This is a genomic window from Streptomyces sp. NPDC001002 (assembly GCF_053599215.1).
The window spans coordinates 1-18,073 of the sequence record NZ_JBSFLV010000172.1; the positions used below are offsets into that span (position 1 = coordinate 1).

The 18,073-nt window shown below is 69.7% G+C and carries 18 protein-coding genes; 9 read left to right on the plus strand and 9 right to left on the minus strand.

Annotated elements, in window-relative coordinates; translation table 11 throughout:
- Window positions 1-70 precede the first annotated feature (70 nt).
- Entirely contained in the window at window positions 71-1,213 is a 1,143-nt protein-coding gene (gene dusB, locus ACWDR3_RS41545) for a tRNA dihydrouridine synthase DusB (RefSeq protein WP_450357789.1), read from the minus strand.
- A 97-nt stretch (window positions 1,214-1,310) separates the two neighbouring features.
- Here dusB and ACWDR3_RS41550 point away from each other — a divergent pair, with 97 nt between their 5' ends.
- Window positions 1,311-2,756, plus strand: a complete 1,446-nt coding sequence (locus ACWDR3_RS41550) for an MFS transporter (protein ID WP_450357790.1) — start codon at window positions 1,311-1,313, stop codon at window positions 2,754-2,756.
- Here the strand turns inward: ACWDR3_RS41550 and ACWDR3_RS41555 are convergent, their stop codons facing one another.
- Entirely contained in the window at window positions 2,757-3,653 is an 897-nt protein-coding gene (locus tag ACWDR3_RS41555) for a helix-turn-helix transcriptional regulator (RefSeq protein ID WP_450357791.1), read from the minus strand.
- 101 nt (window positions 3,654-3,754) lie between these two features.
- Between ACWDR3_RS41555 and ACWDR3_RS41560 the strand changes: the two genes are divergently transcribed.
- The 3 genes from ACWDR3_RS41560 (at window position 3,755) to ACWDR3_RS41570 (ending at window position 6,780) form a co-directional block, all read left to right on the plus strand.
- Window positions 3,755-5,182 (plus strand): MFS transporter, encoded by a 1,428-nt coding sequence (locus ACWDR3_RS41560; protein WP_450357792.1) that lies wholly within the window; start codon window positions 3,755-3,757, stop codon window positions 5,180-5,182.
- Window positions 5,183-5,325: 143 nt separating this feature from the next.
- Window positions 5,326-5,532 (plus strand): hypothetical protein, encoded by a 207-nt coding sequence (locus ACWDR3_RS41565; protein WP_450357793.1) that lies wholly within the window; start codon window positions 5,326-5,328, stop codon window positions 5,530-5,532.
- Between the two features lie 99 nt (window positions 5,533-5,631).
- The gene (locus ACWDR3_RS41570; RefSeq protein ID WP_450357794.1) at window positions 5,632-6,780 is read left to right on the plus strand and encodes a serine hydrolase domain-containing protein; all 1,149 of its coding nucleotides are present in this window, start codon (window positions 5,632-5,634) and stop codon (window positions 6,778-6,780) included.
- A gap of 100 nt (window positions 6,781-6,880) precedes the next feature.
- On the opposite strand, the gene ACWDR3_RS41575 is transcribed toward ACWDR3_RS41570, so the two are convergent.
- From ACWDR3_RS41575 to ACWDR3_RS41585, 3 genes are read right to left on the minus strand one after another with little or no spacing between them, the layout of a single operon-like run.
- Window positions 6,881-8,023 carry an NAD(P)/FAD-dependent oxidoreductase gene (locus ACWDR3_RS41575; protein ID WP_450357795.1) on the minus strand — a complete coding sequence of 381 codons (1,143 nt, stop codon included), beginning with the start codon at window positions 8,021-8,023 and terminating at the stop codon, window positions 6,881-6,883.
- Window positions 8,024-8,033: 10 nt separating this feature from the next.
- On the minus strand, window positions 8,034-8,624 hold the full coding sequence (locus tag ACWDR3_RS41580; protein WP_450357796.1) for a TetR family transcriptional regulator: 591 nt from the start codon (window positions 8,622-8,624) through the stop codon (window positions 8,034-8,036).
- Window positions 8,625-8,677: 53 nt separating this feature from the next.
- Window positions 8,678-9,691, minus strand: a complete 1,014-nt coding sequence (locus ACWDR3_RS41585) for an aldo/keto reductase (RefSeq protein ID WP_450357797.1) — start codon at window positions 9,689-9,691, stop codon at window positions 8,678-8,680.
- 191 nt (window positions 9,692-9,882) lie between these two features.
- On the opposite strand from ACWDR3_RS41585, the gene ACWDR3_RS41590 reads away from it, so the two are divergent.
- Window positions 9,883-10,938, plus strand: coding sequence for a chitinase (locus ACWDR3_RS41590; RefSeq protein WP_450357798.1), 1,056 nt, complete (start codon window positions 9,883-9,885; stop codon window positions 10,936-10,938).
- 3 nt (window positions 10,939-10,941) lie between these two features.
- Here ACWDR3_RS41590 and ACWDR3_RS41595 read toward each other — a convergent pair whose 3' ends face one another.
- Window positions 10,942-11,553 (minus strand): LysE family translocator, encoded by a 612-nt coding sequence (locus ACWDR3_RS41595; protein ID WP_450357799.1) that lies wholly within the window; start codon window positions 11,551-11,553, stop codon window positions 10,942-10,944.
- Between the two features lie 177 nt (window positions 11,554-11,730).
- Window positions 11,731-13,113, minus strand: a complete 1,383-nt coding sequence (locus ACWDR3_RS41600) for a glycine--tRNA ligase (protein ID WP_450357800.1) — start codon at window positions 13,111-13,113, stop codon at window positions 11,731-11,733.
- A 186-nt stretch (window positions 13,114-13,299) separates the two neighbouring features.
- Here ACWDR3_RS41600 and ACWDR3_RS41605 point away from each other — a divergent pair, with 186 nt between their 5' ends.
- The 4 genes from ACWDR3_RS41605 to ACWDR3_RS41620 all read left to right on the plus strand — a co-directional run bounded on the left by ACWDR3_RS41605 (window position 13,300) and on the right by ACWDR3_RS41620 (window position 16,422).
- Window positions 13,300-14,259, plus strand: coding sequence for a metal ABC transporter substrate-binding protein (locus ACWDR3_RS41605; RefSeq protein WP_450357801.1), 960 nt, complete (start codon window positions 13,300-13,302; stop codon window positions 14,257-14,259).
- An 8-nt stretch (window positions 14,260-14,267) separates the two neighbouring features.
- The gene (locus ACWDR3_RS41610; protein WP_450357802.1) at window positions 14,268-15,041 is read left to right on the plus strand and encodes a metal ABC transporter ATP-binding protein; all 774 of its coding nucleotides are present in this window, start codon (window positions 14,268-14,270) and stop codon (window positions 15,039-15,041) included.
- Window positions 15,041-15,943: a metal ABC transporter permease gene (locus ACWDR3_RS41615; protein WP_450357803.1), complete on the plus strand. Its 903-nt coding sequence runs from the start codon at window positions 15,041-15,043 to the stop codon at window positions 15,941-15,943. The genes ACWDR3_RS41610 and ACWDR3_RS41615 overlap by 1 nt, the downstream gene beginning before the upstream one ends.
- Before the next feature lie 62 nt (window positions 15,944-16,005).
- A complete protein-coding gene (locus ACWDR3_RS41620; protein WP_450357804.1) occupies window positions 16,006-16,422 on the plus strand; it encodes a Fur family transcriptional regulator in 417 nt (138 codons plus the stop codon).
- A gap of 30 nt (window positions 16,423-16,452) precedes the next feature.
- Here ACWDR3_RS41620 and ACWDR3_RS41625 read toward each other — a convergent pair whose 3' ends face one another.
- Both ACWDR3_RS41625 and ACWDR3_RS41630 read right to left on the minus strand, forming a co-directional pair.
- Window positions 16,453-17,784, minus strand: a complete 1,332-nt coding sequence (locus tag ACWDR3_RS41625) for a histidine-type phosphatase (RefSeq protein WP_450357805.1) — start codon at window positions 17,782-17,784, stop codon at window positions 16,453-16,455.
- 37 nt (window positions 17,785-17,821) lie between these two features.
- Window positions 17,822-18,073 (minus strand): undecaprenyl diphosphate synthase family protein (locus tag ACWDR3_RS41630; RefSeq protein WP_450357806.1); only part of this gene is annotated, 252 nt, incomplete at its 5' end.

Consider the following 18,073-nt stretch of genomic DNA (forward strand, 5'->3'; position numbering starts at 1 on the left):
AGGAGCGGGGTCTGGGGCGGAGCCCCAGAAGGATGGGACGGGTAGGGGCGGCGGGGGCGAGGAAAACCCGCTAGCCCCCGGACGTGTCCAGCTCCGCGTCCTCGCTCAACCCGGCACAATCGTACGGATCCTTCAGCCAACCATCAGGCAGCACAACCCGGTTGTTCCCAGACGTACGCCCACGCGGCCCGTCCGCCCCACTCGGCCAAGCCTGATCCAGCTCCAACTCGTCCAGCCCGGCCCGCAGTTCGGCCAGGGACGACGTAACAGCCAACCGCTTCCGCATCTCGCTGCCGACCGAGAACCCCTTCAGGTACCAAGCGACATGCTTCCGGAAGTCGATGACGCCCCGCGCCTCGTCCCCGATCCACTCACCGAGCAAGGTCGCATGACGCACCATCACATCGGCGACAACACGCAACGACGGCCGCGCGACGTCATCCCGCCGCCCCTCGAACCCCGCCACCAGATCCGCGAACAGCCAAGGCCGCCCCAGACACCCACGCCCGACGACGACCCCGTCGACACCGGTCTCACGCACCATCCGCAGCGCATCCTCGGCCGACCAGATGTCCCCGTTCCCCAGCACGGGAATCTCCGGCACATGCTCCTTCAACCGCGCGATCGCCTCCCAGTCGGCCGTACCGCCGTAGTGCTGAGCAGCCGTACGCCCGTGCAACGCGATCGCCGTGACACCCTCCTCCACCGCGATCCGCCCCGCGTCGAGGTACGTGATGTGATCGTCGTCGATCCCCTTGCGCATCTTCATCGTCACCGGCAAGTCCCCGGCCCCGGACACCGCCTCGCGCAGAATCGACCGCAGCAGGTTCCGCTTGTAAGGAAGCGCGGACCCACCACCCTTCCGCGTCACCTTCGGCACCGGACACCCGAAGTTGAGGTCGATGTGATCGGCGAGCCCTTCCTCCGCGATCATCCGCACCGCCTTGCCCACCGTCGCCGGATCGACCCCGTACAGCTGAATCGAGCGAGGCGTCTCCGTCGCGTCGAAACGGATCAACTGCATCGTCTTCTCGTTGCGCTCGACCAGCGCCCGAGTGGTGATCATCTCGCTGACGAACAGCCCTTTGCCTCCGCTGAACTCCCTGCACAGCGTGCGAAAGGGCGCGTTGGTGATCCCGGCCATGGGAGCCAGGACGACGGGCGGCTGGACAATGTGCGGCCCGATCATCAGGGGCGCGGCGGTCGTGGACATTCCCCCATTGTCCCGCACACCGAAGACCGCCCGGGCCGAAGATCTTGTATCGGTCATTAGTTAGACACACTATCGACACGAGCGTACGATGGAACGCATGCCCGAGCTCAGCCACCGCCGCCGCATGCTGGTGCTCGCGATCTGCTGCATGAGCCTGCTGATCGTGAGCCTCGACGTCACCATCCTGAACGTCGCCCTCCCGTCGATGCAGGACGAGTTGCACGCGAGTACGGCCGGCCTCCAGTGGACGATCGACGCGTACACCCTGGTCCTGGCCTCGCTGCTGATGCTGGCCGGGTCGACGGCGGACCGGATCGGCCGCAAGCGCGTGTTCATGGTGGGCCTGGTGGTCTTCAGCCTCGGCTCGCTGCTGTGCTCCCTCGCCCCGAACCTCGACGCGCTGATCGCGTTCCGCATGATCCAGGCCATCGGCGGCTCGATGCTCAACCCGGTGGCGATGTCGATCATCACCAACACGTTCACGGACCCGCGGGAGCGCGCGAAGGCGATCGGCGTGTGGGGTGCGGTGGTCGGCATATCGATGGCGGCGGGCCCGCTGATCGGCGGCGTACTGGTGGACTCCATCGGCTGGCGCTCGATCTTCTGGACCAACCTCCCGGTCGGCCTCGCGGCCCTGCTGCTGACCCTGCGCTACGTCCCCGAGTCCCGCGCCCCCAAGGCCCGCCGCCCGGACCCGGTCGGCCAGTTCCTTGTCATCGCCCTGTTCGGCTCGCTGACGTACGCGATCATCGAGGCGCCGACCTCCGGCGCGGCGACCGTCCTCCCCTTCGCGGTGATCGCGCTGGCCGCGCTGCTCGGACTCCTCTGGTACGAGCCCCGCCGCGACGAACCCCTCATCGACCTGCGCTTCTTCCGCTCGGCCCCGTTCAGCGGCGCCACCGTGATCGCGATCGGCGCGTTCGCGTCGTTGGGCGGCTTCCTGTTCCTGTCGACGCTGTACCTGCAGAACGTGCGCGGCCTGAGCGCCCTGCACGCCGGTCTGTGGATGCTGCCGATGGCGGTGCCGATGTTCCTGTGCGCGCCGTTCTCCGGGCGGCTGGTCGGCAGCCGGGGGCCGCGGCTCTCCCTGCTGATCGCGGGGACGGCGATGACGGTGAGCGCGGTGATGTTCGCCGCGTTCGACGCGGAGACCTCGAACGTCACGCTCTTCATCGGCTACGCCGTCTTCGGCATCGGCTTCGGTTTCGTGAACGCGCCGATCACCAACACGGCGGTGTCGGGAATGCCGAGGGCCCAGGCGGGCGTGGCCGCCGCGGTCGCCTCCACCAGCCGTCAGCTCGGGCAGACGCTGGGCGTCGCGGTGATCGGCGCGGTGCTGGCATCGGGCATCAACGCGTCGTCGTACAAGAGCAGCTTCGTGTCGGCCTCGGTGCCGGGCTGGTGGATCCTCGTCGGCTGCGGACTCACGGTGCTGGGGCTCGGGGTGCTGACCAGTGGGCGTTGGGCGCGCGGGACGGCGGAGCGGACGGCGGACCAGCTGAAGTCGGTCGAACTGCACGAAGCGGCGAAGGTCAGCGCGTAGTCAGCGCAGCGCCTGACCCGTCTTCTCCGCCTTCTCCACCGCGATCTCGTGCAGCCGCTCCAGCCGTCGCCTCGACTCCTCGTCCGCCGGGGCGTACGTCACCATCCTCGGGCCCGTTGACGGGCCCAGCCAGAGGTCGGTGTGGTCGACGGTGACGCGGCCGATGCGGGTGTTGCGGAACTCCTTGCGGCGGGGGCTGGCGCCCATCACCTCGTGGCGGTCCCAGACGTCGCGGAACTCGGGGGACGTGCGCAGTCGCTTGAGCAGGGTCTTCCAGGTGGGGTCGGCGAGGTGGCCCGCCATGGAACCCCGGAAGCGGGCGGCCATGAGCCGTTGAGTCTTCTCCAGGTGCACGATCGACGAGCGCCACTCCTCGTGCGTGTAGGAGAGGATCATGCAGTTGCGGTCCTCGGGCGGTACCGCGTCCAGGTCGCACAGGAGCATCCCGTAGGTGCGGTTGTAGGCAAGGATGTCGTACCTGGCGTTCTGCAGACAGGCCGGGATCGGGTCCAGCTGGTCCAGCATCTCCCGCAGGGCGGGCGTGACGACCGGGCATTCTGTCGCCGGCCGCGGGTCGGCCGCGTCGGCCAGCCGGAAGAGGTGGGCACGCTCACTCGGGTCGAGCAGCAGGGTGCGGGCCAGCGCGTCGAGGACCTGCACGGAGACCTGGATGTCCCGGGCCTGTTCCAGCCACGTGTACCAGGTGACCCCGACCGCGGCGAGCTGCGCGACCTCCTCGCGGCGCAGCCCTGGTGTACGACGCCGGGTGCCGCGCGGCAGGCCGACCTGCTCCGGGGCGATGTGCTCACGGCGATGACGCAGGAAGGCTGCCAGCTCATGGCGGCGGACCGTTGACGCGGTCTGCGTGGCGGCTGTCTCCTGGGCCATGGTGGTCATGCCTCCAGCCTGCCGTGGTACGGACCCTGTTGCCAGGTACTCCTTCTACCAGGATAAGGACACTCTGGTACCAGTCTGGCGGGAGGCGCAGGCTCGTCGGCGTGACCGAAACCATCACTTCCCGCACCGACCGATCCCTGGCGGCGCCACCCGCGCTGGGCGGCCTCGGCCTGTTCACGGTGCTGCTGGCCGCAGCACTGCCGCTCATCGACTTCTTCATCGTCAACGTCGCCCTGCCCACCATCGGCAAGGACCTCTCGGCGAGCGAGGCCGTCCTCGAACTCGTCGTCGCCGGCTACGGAGTCTCGTACGCCGTCCTCCTGGTCCTCGGCGGCCGGCTCGGCGACCTGTTCGGGCGCCGTCGGCTCTTCCTCGGCGGGATGGCCGCGTTCGGCGTGACCTCGCTGGCCTGCGGGCTCGCGCCGACCGCCTGGACGCTGGTCGCCGCCCGGATCGCGCAGGGCGCGGCGTCCGCGGCGATGCTCCCGCAGGTCCTCGCCACCATCCAGGCCGCGACCCACGGCCCGCGCCGCGCCAAGGCGATGGGCCTGTACGGCGCGACCGCCGGCCTCGCCATGGTGGCCGGCCAGATCCTCGGCGGGGTCCTGGTCGCCGCCGACATCGCGGGCACCGGCTGGCGCGCGGTGTTCCTGGTGAACGTGCCGGTCGTCATCCTCGGTCTGGTCCTGGCCGTGAAGGTCGTACCGGAGACGCGTTCCCAGCACCCGGAGCCGGTGGACGTGCCCGGCACCTTCCTGCTGGCCGCCTCGCTGCTGGCGCTGCTGGTGCCGCTGACCGAGGGCCGGGCGGCGGGCTGGCCGCTGTGGACATGGCTGTCGCTGGCCGCGTTCCCGGGGATCGTGTCGGCGTTCTACGCGGTGGAGCGCAGGGCGGACCGGCAGGGGCGTACGCCGCTGGTGCCGCCGAGTCTGCTGGCGCTGACCTCGCTGCGGCGCGGTCTGGTGATGATCCTGCCGTTCGCGATCGGCTTCAGCGGGTTCATGTTCGTGATCGCGGTGGCGTTGCAGCGCGGCGCGGGACTCGGTCCGGTCGCCGCGGGGCTGGCGCTGGTGCCGCTGGCGGTGACCTTCTTCTTCGCCTCCCTCGCGGGGCCGCGGCTGGTGACCCGGTACGGCACGCGGGTGGTGACGGCGGGTTCGGTGATCCAGGGGGTCGGCCTCGGCCTCATCGTGCTGGCCGCGTGGCGCTCGTGGCCGCACCTCGGGTTCGTCGAGCTGCTCCCCGGGGCGGCGGTCGCGGGCGCGGGTCAGGCGCTCCAACTGCCCATCATCTTCCGGATCATCCTGTCCGAGGTGCCGACGGCCCGGGCCGGTGTGGGGGCCGGCGTGATGGTCACCACCCAGCAGTCCGCGCTGGCGCTCGGCGTGGCCACGCTCGGCACGCTCTTCCTGTCGCTGATTCCGGGCATGGGCATGCGAGACGCCCTGGTGACAACGCTGTTGGTGCAGCTGGCGGGCGTGGTGCTGACCGGGCTGCTGAGCCTGCGGCTGCCGCGCACGATCGGCTGACAGCGGGACGACTCGGACGTTCCGCCGGGTGTCACCACGGCTGTCATGTTCACAGCTTGGACAACTCGGCGTGAATTGAGCACTGTTGATGTTGATATTGCTGCACACTCCTTGCCGGAGACTCCTGAGCGGAGGCGAGGCGCATGTTGCAGATCAACACGAGCAAAGTGAGCCGCTGGGACCAGCACGGGCGGGAACACATCGTCCGTGTGCAGCGCAAAGGCGCGCAACGCACGATCAAGTGCGACACCTGCGGCTGGAAGAAGAGCGCGCAGTTCCTGCCCTGGCTGAAGGCGGAGGAACACCTGGCGGAGGAGCACCAGGCGACGGTGGACCCGTCCGACGACTGAGCGGGGTGGGCCACTGCCCGGGAGAGCGATGAGTTCGCGGGGCGAGGAGAGTCGTAACCGACGTATGCGATACGACTCCCCGGACCGGAAGGCCGACCGATGAGCTCTCTCCACGACACCCTGCGGCGACGCGTCGACGACGGCACCGTGCCGGGGGCGGTGGGCCTGGTGGCCCGCGGCGACGACGTCGAGGTGGTGGCCGTCGGCTCCGTCGACGTCGAAGGCACCGCCCCGATGGCCCGCGACTCGATCTTCCGGATCGCGTCGGTCAGCAAGCCGATCACGGCGGCGGCTGTGCTGGCGCTGGTGCAGGACGGGCGCCTCGCGCTGGACGCCCCGGTGGAGGAGTGGCTGCCGGAACTGGCGAAGCCGACGGTGGTCCGCACGCCCGCCTCGCCGGTCGAGGACGTGGTCCCCTCGGAGCGTCCGGTCACGGTCGAGGACCTGTTGAGCTTCCGGGCCGGCTGGGGCTTCCCGGACGACTTCTCGCTGCCGGCCGTCCAGACGCTCCTCGCGTTCCAGCAGGACGGCCGCGCCCCTTATCTCCAGCCCGGCCCCGACGAGTGGCTCGCCGCGCTGTCCCGGATCCCGATGCTGCGCCAGCCGGGCGCCGCGTGGCTCTACAACACCTGCTCGGACATCCAGGGCGTCCTGGTCGCCCGCGCCTCGGGCTCGTCCTTCCCCGACTTCCTGGCGGAGCGGTTCTTCGGGCCGCTGGGCATGACGGACACGGCGTTCACGGTCCCGGAGTCGAAGCAGGACCGCTTCGCCACCGCCTACACCCCGGGCGAGAACGGCTCCCTGAAGAAGTGGGACACCCCGGACGGCGGCTTCAGCCGGCCCCCGGCCTTCCCCTCGGGCGCCGGCGGCCTGGTCTCGACGGCCGACGACCTCCTCGCTTTCAACCGGATGCTCGCCAACGACGGCGCGGCACCGGACGGCACCCCGGTCCTCTCCCCCACCTCCGTGAGCCGCATGACCACCAACCACCTCACCGCGGCCCAGCGCGACGCCTCGACCCTCTTCCTGGAGGGCCAGGGCTGGGGCTACGGCGGCCAGGTCGACGTCACCCCGGTCGACCCCTGGAACGTCCCCGGCCGCTACGGCTGGGTGGGCGGCACCGGCACGGCGGCCCACGTGATCCCGCCGACGGGCACGGTGACGGTCCTGCTCACCCAGGTGTCGATGACCAGCCCGGTCCCGCCCGCCCTGATGCGGGAGTTCTGGGGGTGCGCGGCGGAGGGGTAGGGCCTGGCCGGCGGATCAGTCCGGCGTCGCGGGGTCTGGCACGCACGGGTCCCCCAAGATGCACCGCACCCCGCAGCCAGCCTGATCCGCCGGACAGGCCCTAGTCGGCGAACCTCTCCGGTCGGAAGTCCGCCAGTAGTTCGTCCCGCTCCCCGCCCAGGATCTCCGCGGCGAGCAGCCGGCCGAGCACCGGTCCGAGGGTGATGCCGCTGTGGGAGACGGCTTCGTAGTAGCCCGGCAGGGACGGCACCGCTCCCACCGAGGGGAATCCGTCGGCCGGGATGGGCCGGAAGGCCACCCGGGTCGCGGCGACGCGGGAGTCGGCGAGTTGGGGGACGACCTGCCGTACCGATGCGTGGAGCAGCCGGCCGAGTTCCGCGGGATCCTCCTCGCCGGTGTCGATGAGCGCGTCGATCTCGCGGCTGTGGAGGACCATCGATCCGTCGCCGTCGGGGCGGATCTCGATGTGGGGCGCGTGCATGGCCCGGTGGATGGGGACCGGGGCGCAGTCGATCCGGGTGACGACACCGGGTTCCCGGCGCATCGGCAGGTGGCGGGTGACAAGTCCCGCGATGTGGGAGGCGTTGGGGCCGGCCGCGTTCACGACGGCATCGACGGCGAGGGTGCTCCCGTCGGACAGCGTCACGCTCCGGACGCTCCCGTCGGCGCCGGTCCCGATGTCATGGACCTCCGTGCCGGACCTCAACTCGGCGCCGGTTGCGAGGGTTTGGTCCACCAGGCGGCCGACGAGGTGACGGCCGTGCACCCAGGCCTCGTCCGGGTAGAGCACGACGGGCACCTCGTCGGGGAGCGCGAGTGCCGGTTCGAGGTTGCGGCGCACCTCGGTCCCCGTGGAGAGTTCGACCCGGTAGCCCCAACTGGCCAGCAGCTCCGCCGTTTTCAGGAACCGTGCCTCCGCCGCCGGGTCGTCGGCCCAGCGCAGGTGGCCGTCGGGGTACCACCACGAGTCCGGCCCGATGGTCGCGGCCAGGTCGCGGTGCGCGGCCATGCCGGCGACGTTCAGGTCGTAATAGGACCTGCGCACGGTCTTGTTGCTGGCGTTGACCCAGGAGAAGGACCAGTCGGTGACGCCTTCGCCGGGTCGGCCCGCGTCGATGAGGACCACGTCGGCACCCCGCCGGGACAGGTTCCAGCCCACGCAGGCTCCGAGGACGCCCACTCCGACGACGGCGACACGGCGGGACCGCTCCATGGACCCGAATTCTGTGGACGCGATTTCCATGGACCGATTCTCAGCCCCGCAGCCCCCGCACCAACAGGTCCACGACCGCCTCGAACTCCCGCTGCGCGCCCGGCAGTTCCCACTCCTTGGCGTAACCGGGGTCGTGGAAGCGGCCGGTGGCCTGGAAGACGGCGGTGGCGGAGGTGAGGGGATCGGCGGCGGTGAACGCGCCGGTGTCCACGCCCGCCTGGATGATCCGGGTCAACTGCTCGGTCAGCTCGGCGAGATGGTCGCTGACGACTCCGCCGTACTCGGTCACCAGCACGCTGTAGGTGGCGAACAGCTCGGGATCGGCGCTCGCCTTGCGCCGCTTGGCCGCGAAGAGTCCCGCGAGCCAGGCGCGCAGCCGGGTCTCCGGATCCGAGTCGGTCTCCTCGACGATCCCGGACAGCGCCTCGGCCGTCCGGTCCAGCCACCGCTTGGTCACCGCCTCCCGCAGCGCGGCCTTCGTACGGAAGTGCCGGTAGACGCTGCCGTGGCTGACGCCGAGCGCGCGGGCCACGTCCACCACGGTGGCCTTGGCCGGGCCGTGGCGGCGCAGCACCTCCTCGGTCGCTTCGAGGATGCGCTCGGCGGTCAGTGCCTGGGTGGTCGGTGCCATGGCCTAGACGGTACCCGCAGGCAGAATCACCTGTTCGGTACCCATGGGCGAGGTCACTGCTCGGTGCCCAGGTGTGCCATCTGCACGGCCGGGTAGCGGGTGCCCGCCGCCGCGTCCGCCGGCACCGCCTCCTCGATCGCCGCCAGGTCCGCCGCCTCCAGCGTGACGTCCAGCGCGCCCAGGGACTCGGTGAGCCGCTCGCGGGTGCGGGCGCCGACCAGCGGCACGATGTCCTCGCCGCGCGAGAGGACCCATGCGATGGCGATCTGCGCGACCGTCACGCCCTTCTGCTCGGCGATCTTGCGCAGCGCCTCGACGAGTTCGAGGTTGTGCCGGAGGTTGTCGCCCTGGAAGCGGGGCGAGAAGGAACGGAAGTCCTGTGCCCCGAGCTGCCGGTCCTGGGTGAAGTGGCCGGAGATCAGCCCGCGGGAGAGCACGCCGTACGCGGTGATGCCGATGCCCAGTTCGCGGGTGGTGGGCAGGATCTCGCGCTCGATGTCGCGGGTGATGATCGCGTACTCGATCTGGAGGTCGGAGATGGGCGCGGTGGCGGCGGCCCGTCGGATGGCGTCCGGGCTCGCCTCGCTGAGGCCGATGTGGCGGACGTGCCCCTTCTCGACCAGCTCCGCGATCGCGCCGACCGTCTCCTCGATCGGCACGCCCGGGTCGACCCGGGCGATGCGGTAGACGTCGATGTGGTCGACGCCGAGGCGCTGGAGCGAGTAGGCGGCGAAGTTCTTGACCGCGGCGGGCCGGCCGTCGTAGCCGTTCCAGCCGCCGTCCGGGTCGCGCAGGCCGCCGAACTTCACGCTGGTGAGCGCCTGTTCGCGCAGGGCCGCGGGGGCGGTGCGCAGGGCTTCGCCGATCAGCATCTCGTTGTGGCCCATGGCGTAGAAGTCGCCGGTGTCGAGGAGCGTCACGCCCGCTTCGAGGGCCGCGTGGATGGTGGCGATGGACTCGCCGCGGTCCGCTTCGCCGTACAGCGCGGACATGCCCATGCAGCCGAGGCCGAGAGCGGAGACGCGGGGACCGGTGGTGCCGAGGGTTCGGGTCTGGATCGTCGTCATGTGTTCCACCATGGCATGACAGCTGACAGATTTCAATATCTGTCATTCCAACATCTGTCAGCACACCTCGCGAATTGGTCCATACCTATTGACGGGAGGTCTGGACCACGAGCACTGTCGTGCCAAGCACTCTCGTGCCCTGCACTGTCATGCCTACGACACCTCACCGCACCCCCACCGGGAGGATCCGCATGCTCCGCCGCACGCTGCGCCTGCTCGCCGCCGGCCTCACCACGGCCGCTCTCCTCGTCCCCCTCTCGATCGCCACCGCCCCCGCCGCCTCGGCGGCCGACACCTGCGCCGTGAAGTCCCGCCCGGCCGGCAAGGTCCTCCAGGGCTACTGGGAGAACTGGGACGGCTCCGCCAACGGCGTCCACCCACCCTTCGGCTGGACCCCGATCACCAACTCCGCGATAGCGAGCCACGGTTACAACGTGATCAACGCGGCCTTCCCGGTCATCCGCTCCGACGGAACGGCCCTGTGGGAGGACGGCATGGACGCGGGCGTGAAGGTGGCGACGCCCGCGGAGATGTGCGCGGCGAAGGCCTCCGGCCAGACGATCCTGATGTCGATCGGCGGCGCCGCGGCGGGCATCGACCTCAGCTCGACCACCGTGGCCAACAAGTTCGTCTCGACGATCGTGCCGATCCTGAAGAAGTACAACTTCGACGGCATCGACATAGACATCGAGACGGGCCTGGTCGGCAGCGGCAACATCAGCCAACTCTCCACGTCCCAGGCCAACTTGATCCGCATCATCGACGGCATCCTGGCCCAGATGCCGGCCAACTTCGGCCTGACGATGGCCCCGGAGACCGCGTACGTCACCGGCGGCAGCATCACGTACGGCTCGATCTGGGGCGCGTACCTGCCGATCGTCAAGAAGTACGCGGACAACGGCCGCCTGTGGTGGCTCAACATGCAGTACTACAACGGCAGCATGTACGGCTGCTCCGGCGACTCCTACTCGGCCGGCACCGTCGCGGGCTTCACCGCCCAGACCGACTGCCTCAACAAGGGCCTGGTCGTGCAGGGTACGACGATCAAGGTCCCGTACGACAAGCAGGTCCCGGGTCTGCCGGCCCAGTCCGGCGCGGGCGGCGGCTACATGTCCACGTCCCTGGTCTCCCAGGCCTGGCGCCACTACGGCACCTCGCTCAAGGGCCTGATGACCTGGTCGATCAACTGGGACGGCTCGAAGAACTGGACGTTCGGCAACAACGTGAAGTCCCTGCAAGGACGTTGAGACTCACCTGGCCGTGAGGGCGAGCTTCGCCCCCAGCGCCACGAACGACCCCGCGAAGCTCCGCCGCAGCCACGCCATCACCCTCGGCCGGGAGATGACGTGGCTGCGGACGGATGCGGCGAGAACGCCGTACGCGGCGAAGACGACGAAGGTCGCCAGCATGAAGACCCCGCTGAGCGCCAACATCCGTACGACGGAGTGGGGTTGGTCGGGGCTCACGAACTGGGGCAGGAACGCGAAGAAGAAGATCGTCAGCTTCGGGTTGAGGATGTTGATCAGCACACCCCGGACGATCACGCGCCCTGCGGACAGGGGCGCGCCGCCCTGCTCGACGTCGATCGCCGACTTGTCCCTCACGGTCGCCCACGCCATGTACAACAGGTAGGCCACACCGGCGTACTTGAGCACCTGGAAGGCAGCGGCACTGGCATTCAACAGCGCCGCCAGCCCGACGACGGTGGCCAGCACATGCGGCACGATCCCGAGCGTGCAGGCGAACGCAGCGAGGACGCTCGCGCGACGCCCACGGGAGAGCCCGGCGGCGAGGGTGTAGACGACGCCGGTACCGGGGGTGGCGACCACGACGAGGGTGGTGAGAAGGAAGGCGAGGCTCATGGGGCCAGCCTGGCGGCGCACCGGCCCTCGTAGCAGGACCAATGGGCCGCCTGTATCGGGGACCAATCGCCAACGCCGGACGGGCTTTTCCAGCCCGTCCGGCGTTTGAGGACGAGGCCCCTTCAGGGCCGATGGGGGTCTGGGGGCGCAGCCCCCAGGGACAGCACCCCGACAGACCTACGCGCCGACGAGACGCCCGGCCAGGTAGCCCTCGATCTGGTCCAGCGAGATGCGTTCCTGCTTCATGGAGTCGCGCTCGCGCACCGTCACCGCGTTGTCGTCCAGCGTGTCGAAGTCGACCGTCACGCAGTACGGCGTGCCGATCTCGTCCTGGCGCCGGTAGCGGCGGCCGATCGCGCCCGCGTCGTCGAACTCGATGTTCCAGTTCTGCCGGAGCGCGGTGGCCAGGCCCTTGGCCTTCGGGGACAGCTCCGGGTTCCGGGAGAGCGGCAGGACGGCCACCTTCACCGGGGCCAGGCGGTGGTCCAGACGCAGCACCGTGCGCTTCTCCAGCTTGCCCTTGGCGTTGGGCGCCTCGTCCTCGACGTACGCGTCGAGGAGGAAGGCGAGCATCGCGCGGCCGACACCGGCCGCCGGCTCGATGACGTACGGCGTCCAGCGCTCCCCGGCCTCCTGGTCGAAGTAGGAGAGGTCCTGGCCGGAGGCCTTCGAGTGGGCGCTGAGGTCGAAGTCGGTGCGGTTGGCGACGCCTTCCAGCTCGCCCCACTCGTTGCCGCCGAACTGGAAGCGGTACTCGATGTCAGCGGTGCGCTTGGAGTAGTGGGAGAGCTTCTCCTTGGGGTGGTCGTACCACCGCATGTTCTCCTCGCGCAGGCCCAGGCCGGTGTACCAGTTCCAGCGCTGCTCCATCCAGTACTCCTGCCACTTCTCGTCCTCGCCCGGCTTGACGAAGAACTCCATCTCCATCTGCTCGAACTCGCGGGTGCGGAAGATGAAGTTGCCGGGCGTGATCTCGTTGCGGAAGGACTTGCCCATCTGCGCGATGCCGAACGGCGGCTTGCGGCGCGAAGTGGTCTGCACCTGGGCGAAGTTGGTGAAGATGCCCTGGGCGGTCTCGGGACGCAGGTACGCGATCGAGCCGGTGTCCTGGGTGGGGCCCAGGTGGGTGGAGAGCAGGCCGGAGAACTGCTTGGGCTCGGTGAACTGGCCCTTGTTGCCGCAGTTGGGGCAGTTGATGTCCGCGAGGTGGTTCTCCGGCGGGCGGCCGTGCTTGGCCTCGTATGCCTCTTCGAGGTGGTCCGCGCGGAACCGCTTGTGGCACGCGGTGCACTCGGTCAGCGGGTCCGAGAAGGTGGCGACGTGACCGGAGGCGACCCAGACCTCGGGGGCCAGGATGACGGACGAGTCGATACCGACCACGTCCTCGCGCGACGTCACCATGTAGCGCCACCACTGACGCTTCAGGTTCTCCTTGAGCTCGACACCCAGCGGCCCGTAGTCCCAGGCGGCCTTCTGACCGCCGTAGATCTCACTGCAGGGGAATACGAAGCCACGGCGCTTGCTCAGGCTGACGATGGTGTCGATCTTGTCGGCGGCCACGGTGCTCTCTTCATTACGACGACGGACGAGGAAGCGAGACGCTTCAGAGCGAATGCTTCAGCGTACCGGCGGGGCCTCCCCCCTAACCAAATCGGTCCGGGAGTCAGGACCCCGCCGGCTCACTCTCACCGGCCTCTCACCACGGCTTGTTGACAACGGTTTCCATATTTGTTGAAAATGACTGTCATGAACGTACGACGACACCACATATCCGGGATCGCGGTCGCCGCCGTCACCGCACTCGGACTCGGCACCCTCTCGGCCTGCTCGGGCGAGAGCGCGGCCGCCGCCAACACGGACAAGTTCGACGTCGTCGCGTCGTTCTACCCGATGGCCTACCTCGCCGAGCGGATAGGCGGGGACCACGTGAACGTCACCAGCCTGACCCAGCCCGGCCAGGAGCCGCACGACCTGGAGATCAGCGCCAAGCAGACCGCGCAGCTCCAGGAGTCCGACGCGGTGCTCTACCTCAAGAACCTCCAGCCCTCCGTCGACGACGCGGTCTCCCAGTCCGAGATCAAGACCAAGATCGACGCCGCCTCCCTGACCACGCTGGAGAAGCACGGCAACGAGGTCGGCGGCCACGCGGCCGAGCACGACGATCACGAGGACGAGGAACTGGCCGGGCTCGACCCGCACGTCTGGCTGGACCCGGTGCGCTACGCGCAGATCGCCGAGGGCGTCAGCAAGGCCTTCGAGAAGGCCGACCCGGACCACGCGGCCGACTACAAAACCAACACCGCGGCCCTGGTGAAGAAGCTGGACGCGCTCAACGTCCAGTTCAAGGACGGGCTCGCGAACACGAAGACCAAGGTGTTCATCACCACGCACGCCGCCTTCGGCTATCTCGCCGAGCGCTACGGCCTGACCGAGGAGGCCATCAACGGCCTCGACCCCGAGTCGGAGCCCAGCGCGGCCCGCGTGAAGGACCTTGAGAAGATGGCCAAGGCCGACGGCGTCACCACCGTGTTCTACGAGACGCTCGTCAGCGACAAGACCGCGAAGACCATCGCCGCCGACGCGAACCTGAAGACCGACGTCCTCGACCCGATCGAGGGCATCACCTCCAAGTCCCGCGGCAAGGACTACTTCTCGGTCCAGGAAGCCAACCTCAAGGCGCTGCAGACGGCCCTGGGAAGTAAATGATCAACCCCATGATCAGCACGGAGGACGAGATGGCCGAGCCCGTCATATCGCTGCGCGGTGTCCGCGCCGAGCTGGGTTCGCGCCCCGTCCTGCGCGGCATCGACCTCACCGTGCACCGCGGTGAGGTCGTCGCGCTGCTCGGCGCGAACGGCTCCGGCAAGTCGACGGCGATCCGCACGGTGATCGGTCAAGTCCCGGTCAGCGCCGGGGAGATCGAGCTGTTCGGCACCGCGCGGGCGCGCTTCCGCGACTGGGGGCGCGTGGGCTACGTACCGCAGCGCACCACGGCTGCGGGCGGGGTGCCGGCCACCGTCACCGAGATCGTCGCGTCCGGGCGGCTGTCCCGGGCCCGCTTCGGGGTGCTGCGCAAGGCGGATCACGCGGCGGTGCGCCGGGCGCTCGATCTGGTCGGCATGGCGGACCGCGCGAAGGACTCGGTCAACGAGCTCTCCGGCGGCCAGCACCAGCGCGTGCTGATCGCCCGCGCGCTCGCCCCCGAACCCGAACTGCTGATCATGGACGAGCCGATGGCGGGCGTCGACCTGGCGAGCCAGGAGGTGCTGGCCCGCACCCTGCGCGAACAGGTCGCCGCCGGCGCCACCGTCCTGCTCGTCCTGCACGAACTGGGCCCCCTGGAGCCCCTGATCGACCGGGCGGTCGTCCTGCGCGACGGCTGTGTGCTGCACGACGGACCGCCACCGAAGGCGCTCGGCCAGCACGCCCTGCCGGGCCACGACCACGTACACCCGCACGCGTCGGTACACACGGGACTGCTGAGCTGATGGACTTCCTCGACTACGCCTTCATGCAGCGGGCGCTGCTCGCCGCCGTCCTGGTCGGCATCACCGCCCCCGCGATCGGCATCTACCTCGTCCAGCGCCGCCAGGCCCTGCTGGGCGACGGCATCGGCCATGTGGCGATGACCGGCGTCGGCCTCGGCTTCCTGCTCAACACCTCGCCGGTGTGGATGGCGACGCTCATCTCGGTGCTCGGCGCGATCCTGATGGAACTGATCCGCTGGTACGGCCGCACCCGCGGCGACATCGCCCTCGCGATGCTCTTCTACGGCGGTATGGCCGGCGGCGTGATGTTCATCAACCTCGCGCCCGGCGGCTCCAACGCCAACCTGACCTCGTACCTCTTCGGGTCCCTGTCGACCGTCTCGGAGTCGGACGTCACGGCGATCTGCCTGCTCGCGGGATTTGTGGTGCTGGTCACCGTGGGGCTGCACCGGCAGCTGTTCGCGGTCAGCCAGGACGAGGAGTTCGCGCGGGTCACCGGGCTGCCGGTGCGCGTCCTGAACCTGCTGACGGCGATCACGGCGGCGGTGACGGTGACGGTCGCGATGCGCGTGGTCGGGCTGCTGCTGGTGAGCGCGCTCATGGTGGTGCCGGTCGCGGCGGCGCAACAGCTCAGCCGTAGTTTCGTGGCGACCTTCGCGATCGCGGTGGCGATCGGCGTGACCGTCACCATCGGCGGCACGGTCACCTCGTACTACCAGGACGTGCCGCCCGGCGCGACGATCGTGCTGCTGACCATCGGGGCGTTCCTGGTGCTGACCGCGGTGGCCGCCCCGGTGGCCCGGCGACGGGCCCGGGCGGCAGCGGCGGCGCGGCCCGCCGGGGATCCGGCGGAGTGCGCGATTCCGGCCACCCGGGGGGCCGGGGACGGGGTCGGCGTCTGACCGGGCACAGCGCGGGCTGGCACAATGGCCCGACAGGCGCTCAGACGTGGAGGAGGCAACCGGTGACCACCGTAGGACCGCCCGTGAAGGGCCGCTCCACCCGGCAACGTGCCGCCGTGTCGGCGGCGCTCAACGAGGTGGACGAGTTCCGCAGCGCGCAGGAACTGCACGACATGCTCAAGCACAAGGGCGACTCGGTCGGTCTGACCACGGTCTACCGCACGCTCCAGAACCTCGCGGACGCCGGCGAGGTCGACGTCCTGCGCACGTCCGACGGCGAGTCCGTGTACCGCCGCTGCTCCACCGGCGATCACCACCACCACCTGGTCTGCCGCGTCTGCGGCAAGGCGGTGGAGGTCGAGGGGCCCGCGGTGGAGACGTGGGCGGAGGCGATCGCGGCGGAGCACGGGTACGTCAATGTGGCGCACACCGTGGAGATCTTCGGTACGTGCGCGGACTGCGCGGCCGCGGAGCGCTAACCCCGCGACCGACCCCCGCGACCACCAAACCTACGACCGCCCGAAGCAGCGTTCCAGTTCTGCGAAGTCGTAGAACTTGCTGCCCTTCTTGATCGGGTGGCAGCTCGGCTTGAACGCCGTCTCCTTCTCGTTGTAGAGCATGCGGACCAGGTACTGGCCGCCCTTCTTGAAGACGTCCCACTGGATGTTGGAGCCGAGGGGAGCCACGGAGGCCCCCCGCCAAGGGTTGTTGGCGTAGGTGTACGGCTGGCCCGGCTTCGCGGCCTTCGTGCTGCCCGGGAGGCCCATCAGGGCGGCCAGCGGGATGATCTCCTCGGCGTGGGTGAAGCGGAGTTCGGCGCCGAGGGTGCTGGTGCCGGACTTCTTCGCCTCGATCTGCGTGAAGAAGTCGTCGAGCAGGACGTCGGCCATCTTGTACGTGATGTCGCTGTCCGAGAAGCCGGGGCCCTTCTCGTAGAAGTCCTCGACGTCGGAGAGGTAGCCGAACCAGGCCGCGTCGGACGTGGAGATGTACCGCTGCATCCCCCAGCCCTTGCCGCCCGGGCTCTCCTCGCTCATCGCGGGGGCGATCGCGTACAGGTTGTAGACGGCCTGCGCGGCGGCGACCTGGTCGGCGCTGCTGAGGCCGTCGACGAACGCCGGCTTGAAGAGGCGGAGCAGGACGCTGCGGGCGGCCCTGTGCGTCTTCGGCTGGTCGGTGATCGACGTCAAAGTCGCCGCGAGGCGCTGGTCGTTGGCGATGTAGTCGCGGTAGGCCGCGCCGCCGTCCGCCTTGTGGAAGTAGAGCAGGTCCTTGTCGGTGCGGGTCGCGCCGATCAGGGGCTTCAGGTCCGGGTCGGTGTCACCGAGGGCCGCGGCGAACAGGTTGCCGCTGTCGATCGCGCGGCCCTGCCCGGAGCTGACCACGTCGATCTTCTCGCCCTTGGCGGCGATCGCCTTGAAGAGGGAGGGCAGGCGGCCGGCCATGCGGACGGCCGTGTCCTGGATCTCCTCCTTGCCGCGGGCGCTCAGGTTGCCGTACCCGATCTTCGCCATCTCGGCCAGCAGCGCCTCGACCTTCGGGCCGAACTCCGCGCCCTTGCCGGTGAGTTGACCGGCGGTCTGCGCCTTGTCCCACAGGGCGAGGATCAGGTCGCCGTCCTCGCTGTCGGTGGCGGAGCGGGAGCCGTGGCGGGAGACGTTCTCCGTGAAGACGGGGGTGAAGCCGGCGGGCACGCGCTGGTAGGTGCGCGCGCTCTGCCCGGGGGCGTAGACGGCCTTCGTGCCGTAGCTGTCGCGGTGTGCGGGCTGGTCCGCGGCCTGGGAGGGAACGGCCGCGGCCAGCAGGGCGCACAGGGCGAGGACGGGGGTGACGCGTTTCATGGCCGGATCGTCGACGATCCCCATGAATCCCGGGTGGCTACGAGATGGCCGGATTCCCCGCGATGTCCCGCTCCATCGCCAAAAGATCCTCATTCGGCACGGCACCGCCGAACCGCCGGTCGCGGGAGGCGAATTCGACGCAGGCCCGCCACAGATCACGGCGGTCGAAATCCGGCCACAGGACGTCCTGGAACACCATCTCGGCGTACGCGCTCTGCCACAGCAGGAAGTTGGAGGTGCGCTGCTCCCCGCTGGGCCGCAGGAACAGGTCCACGTCCGGCATGTCCGG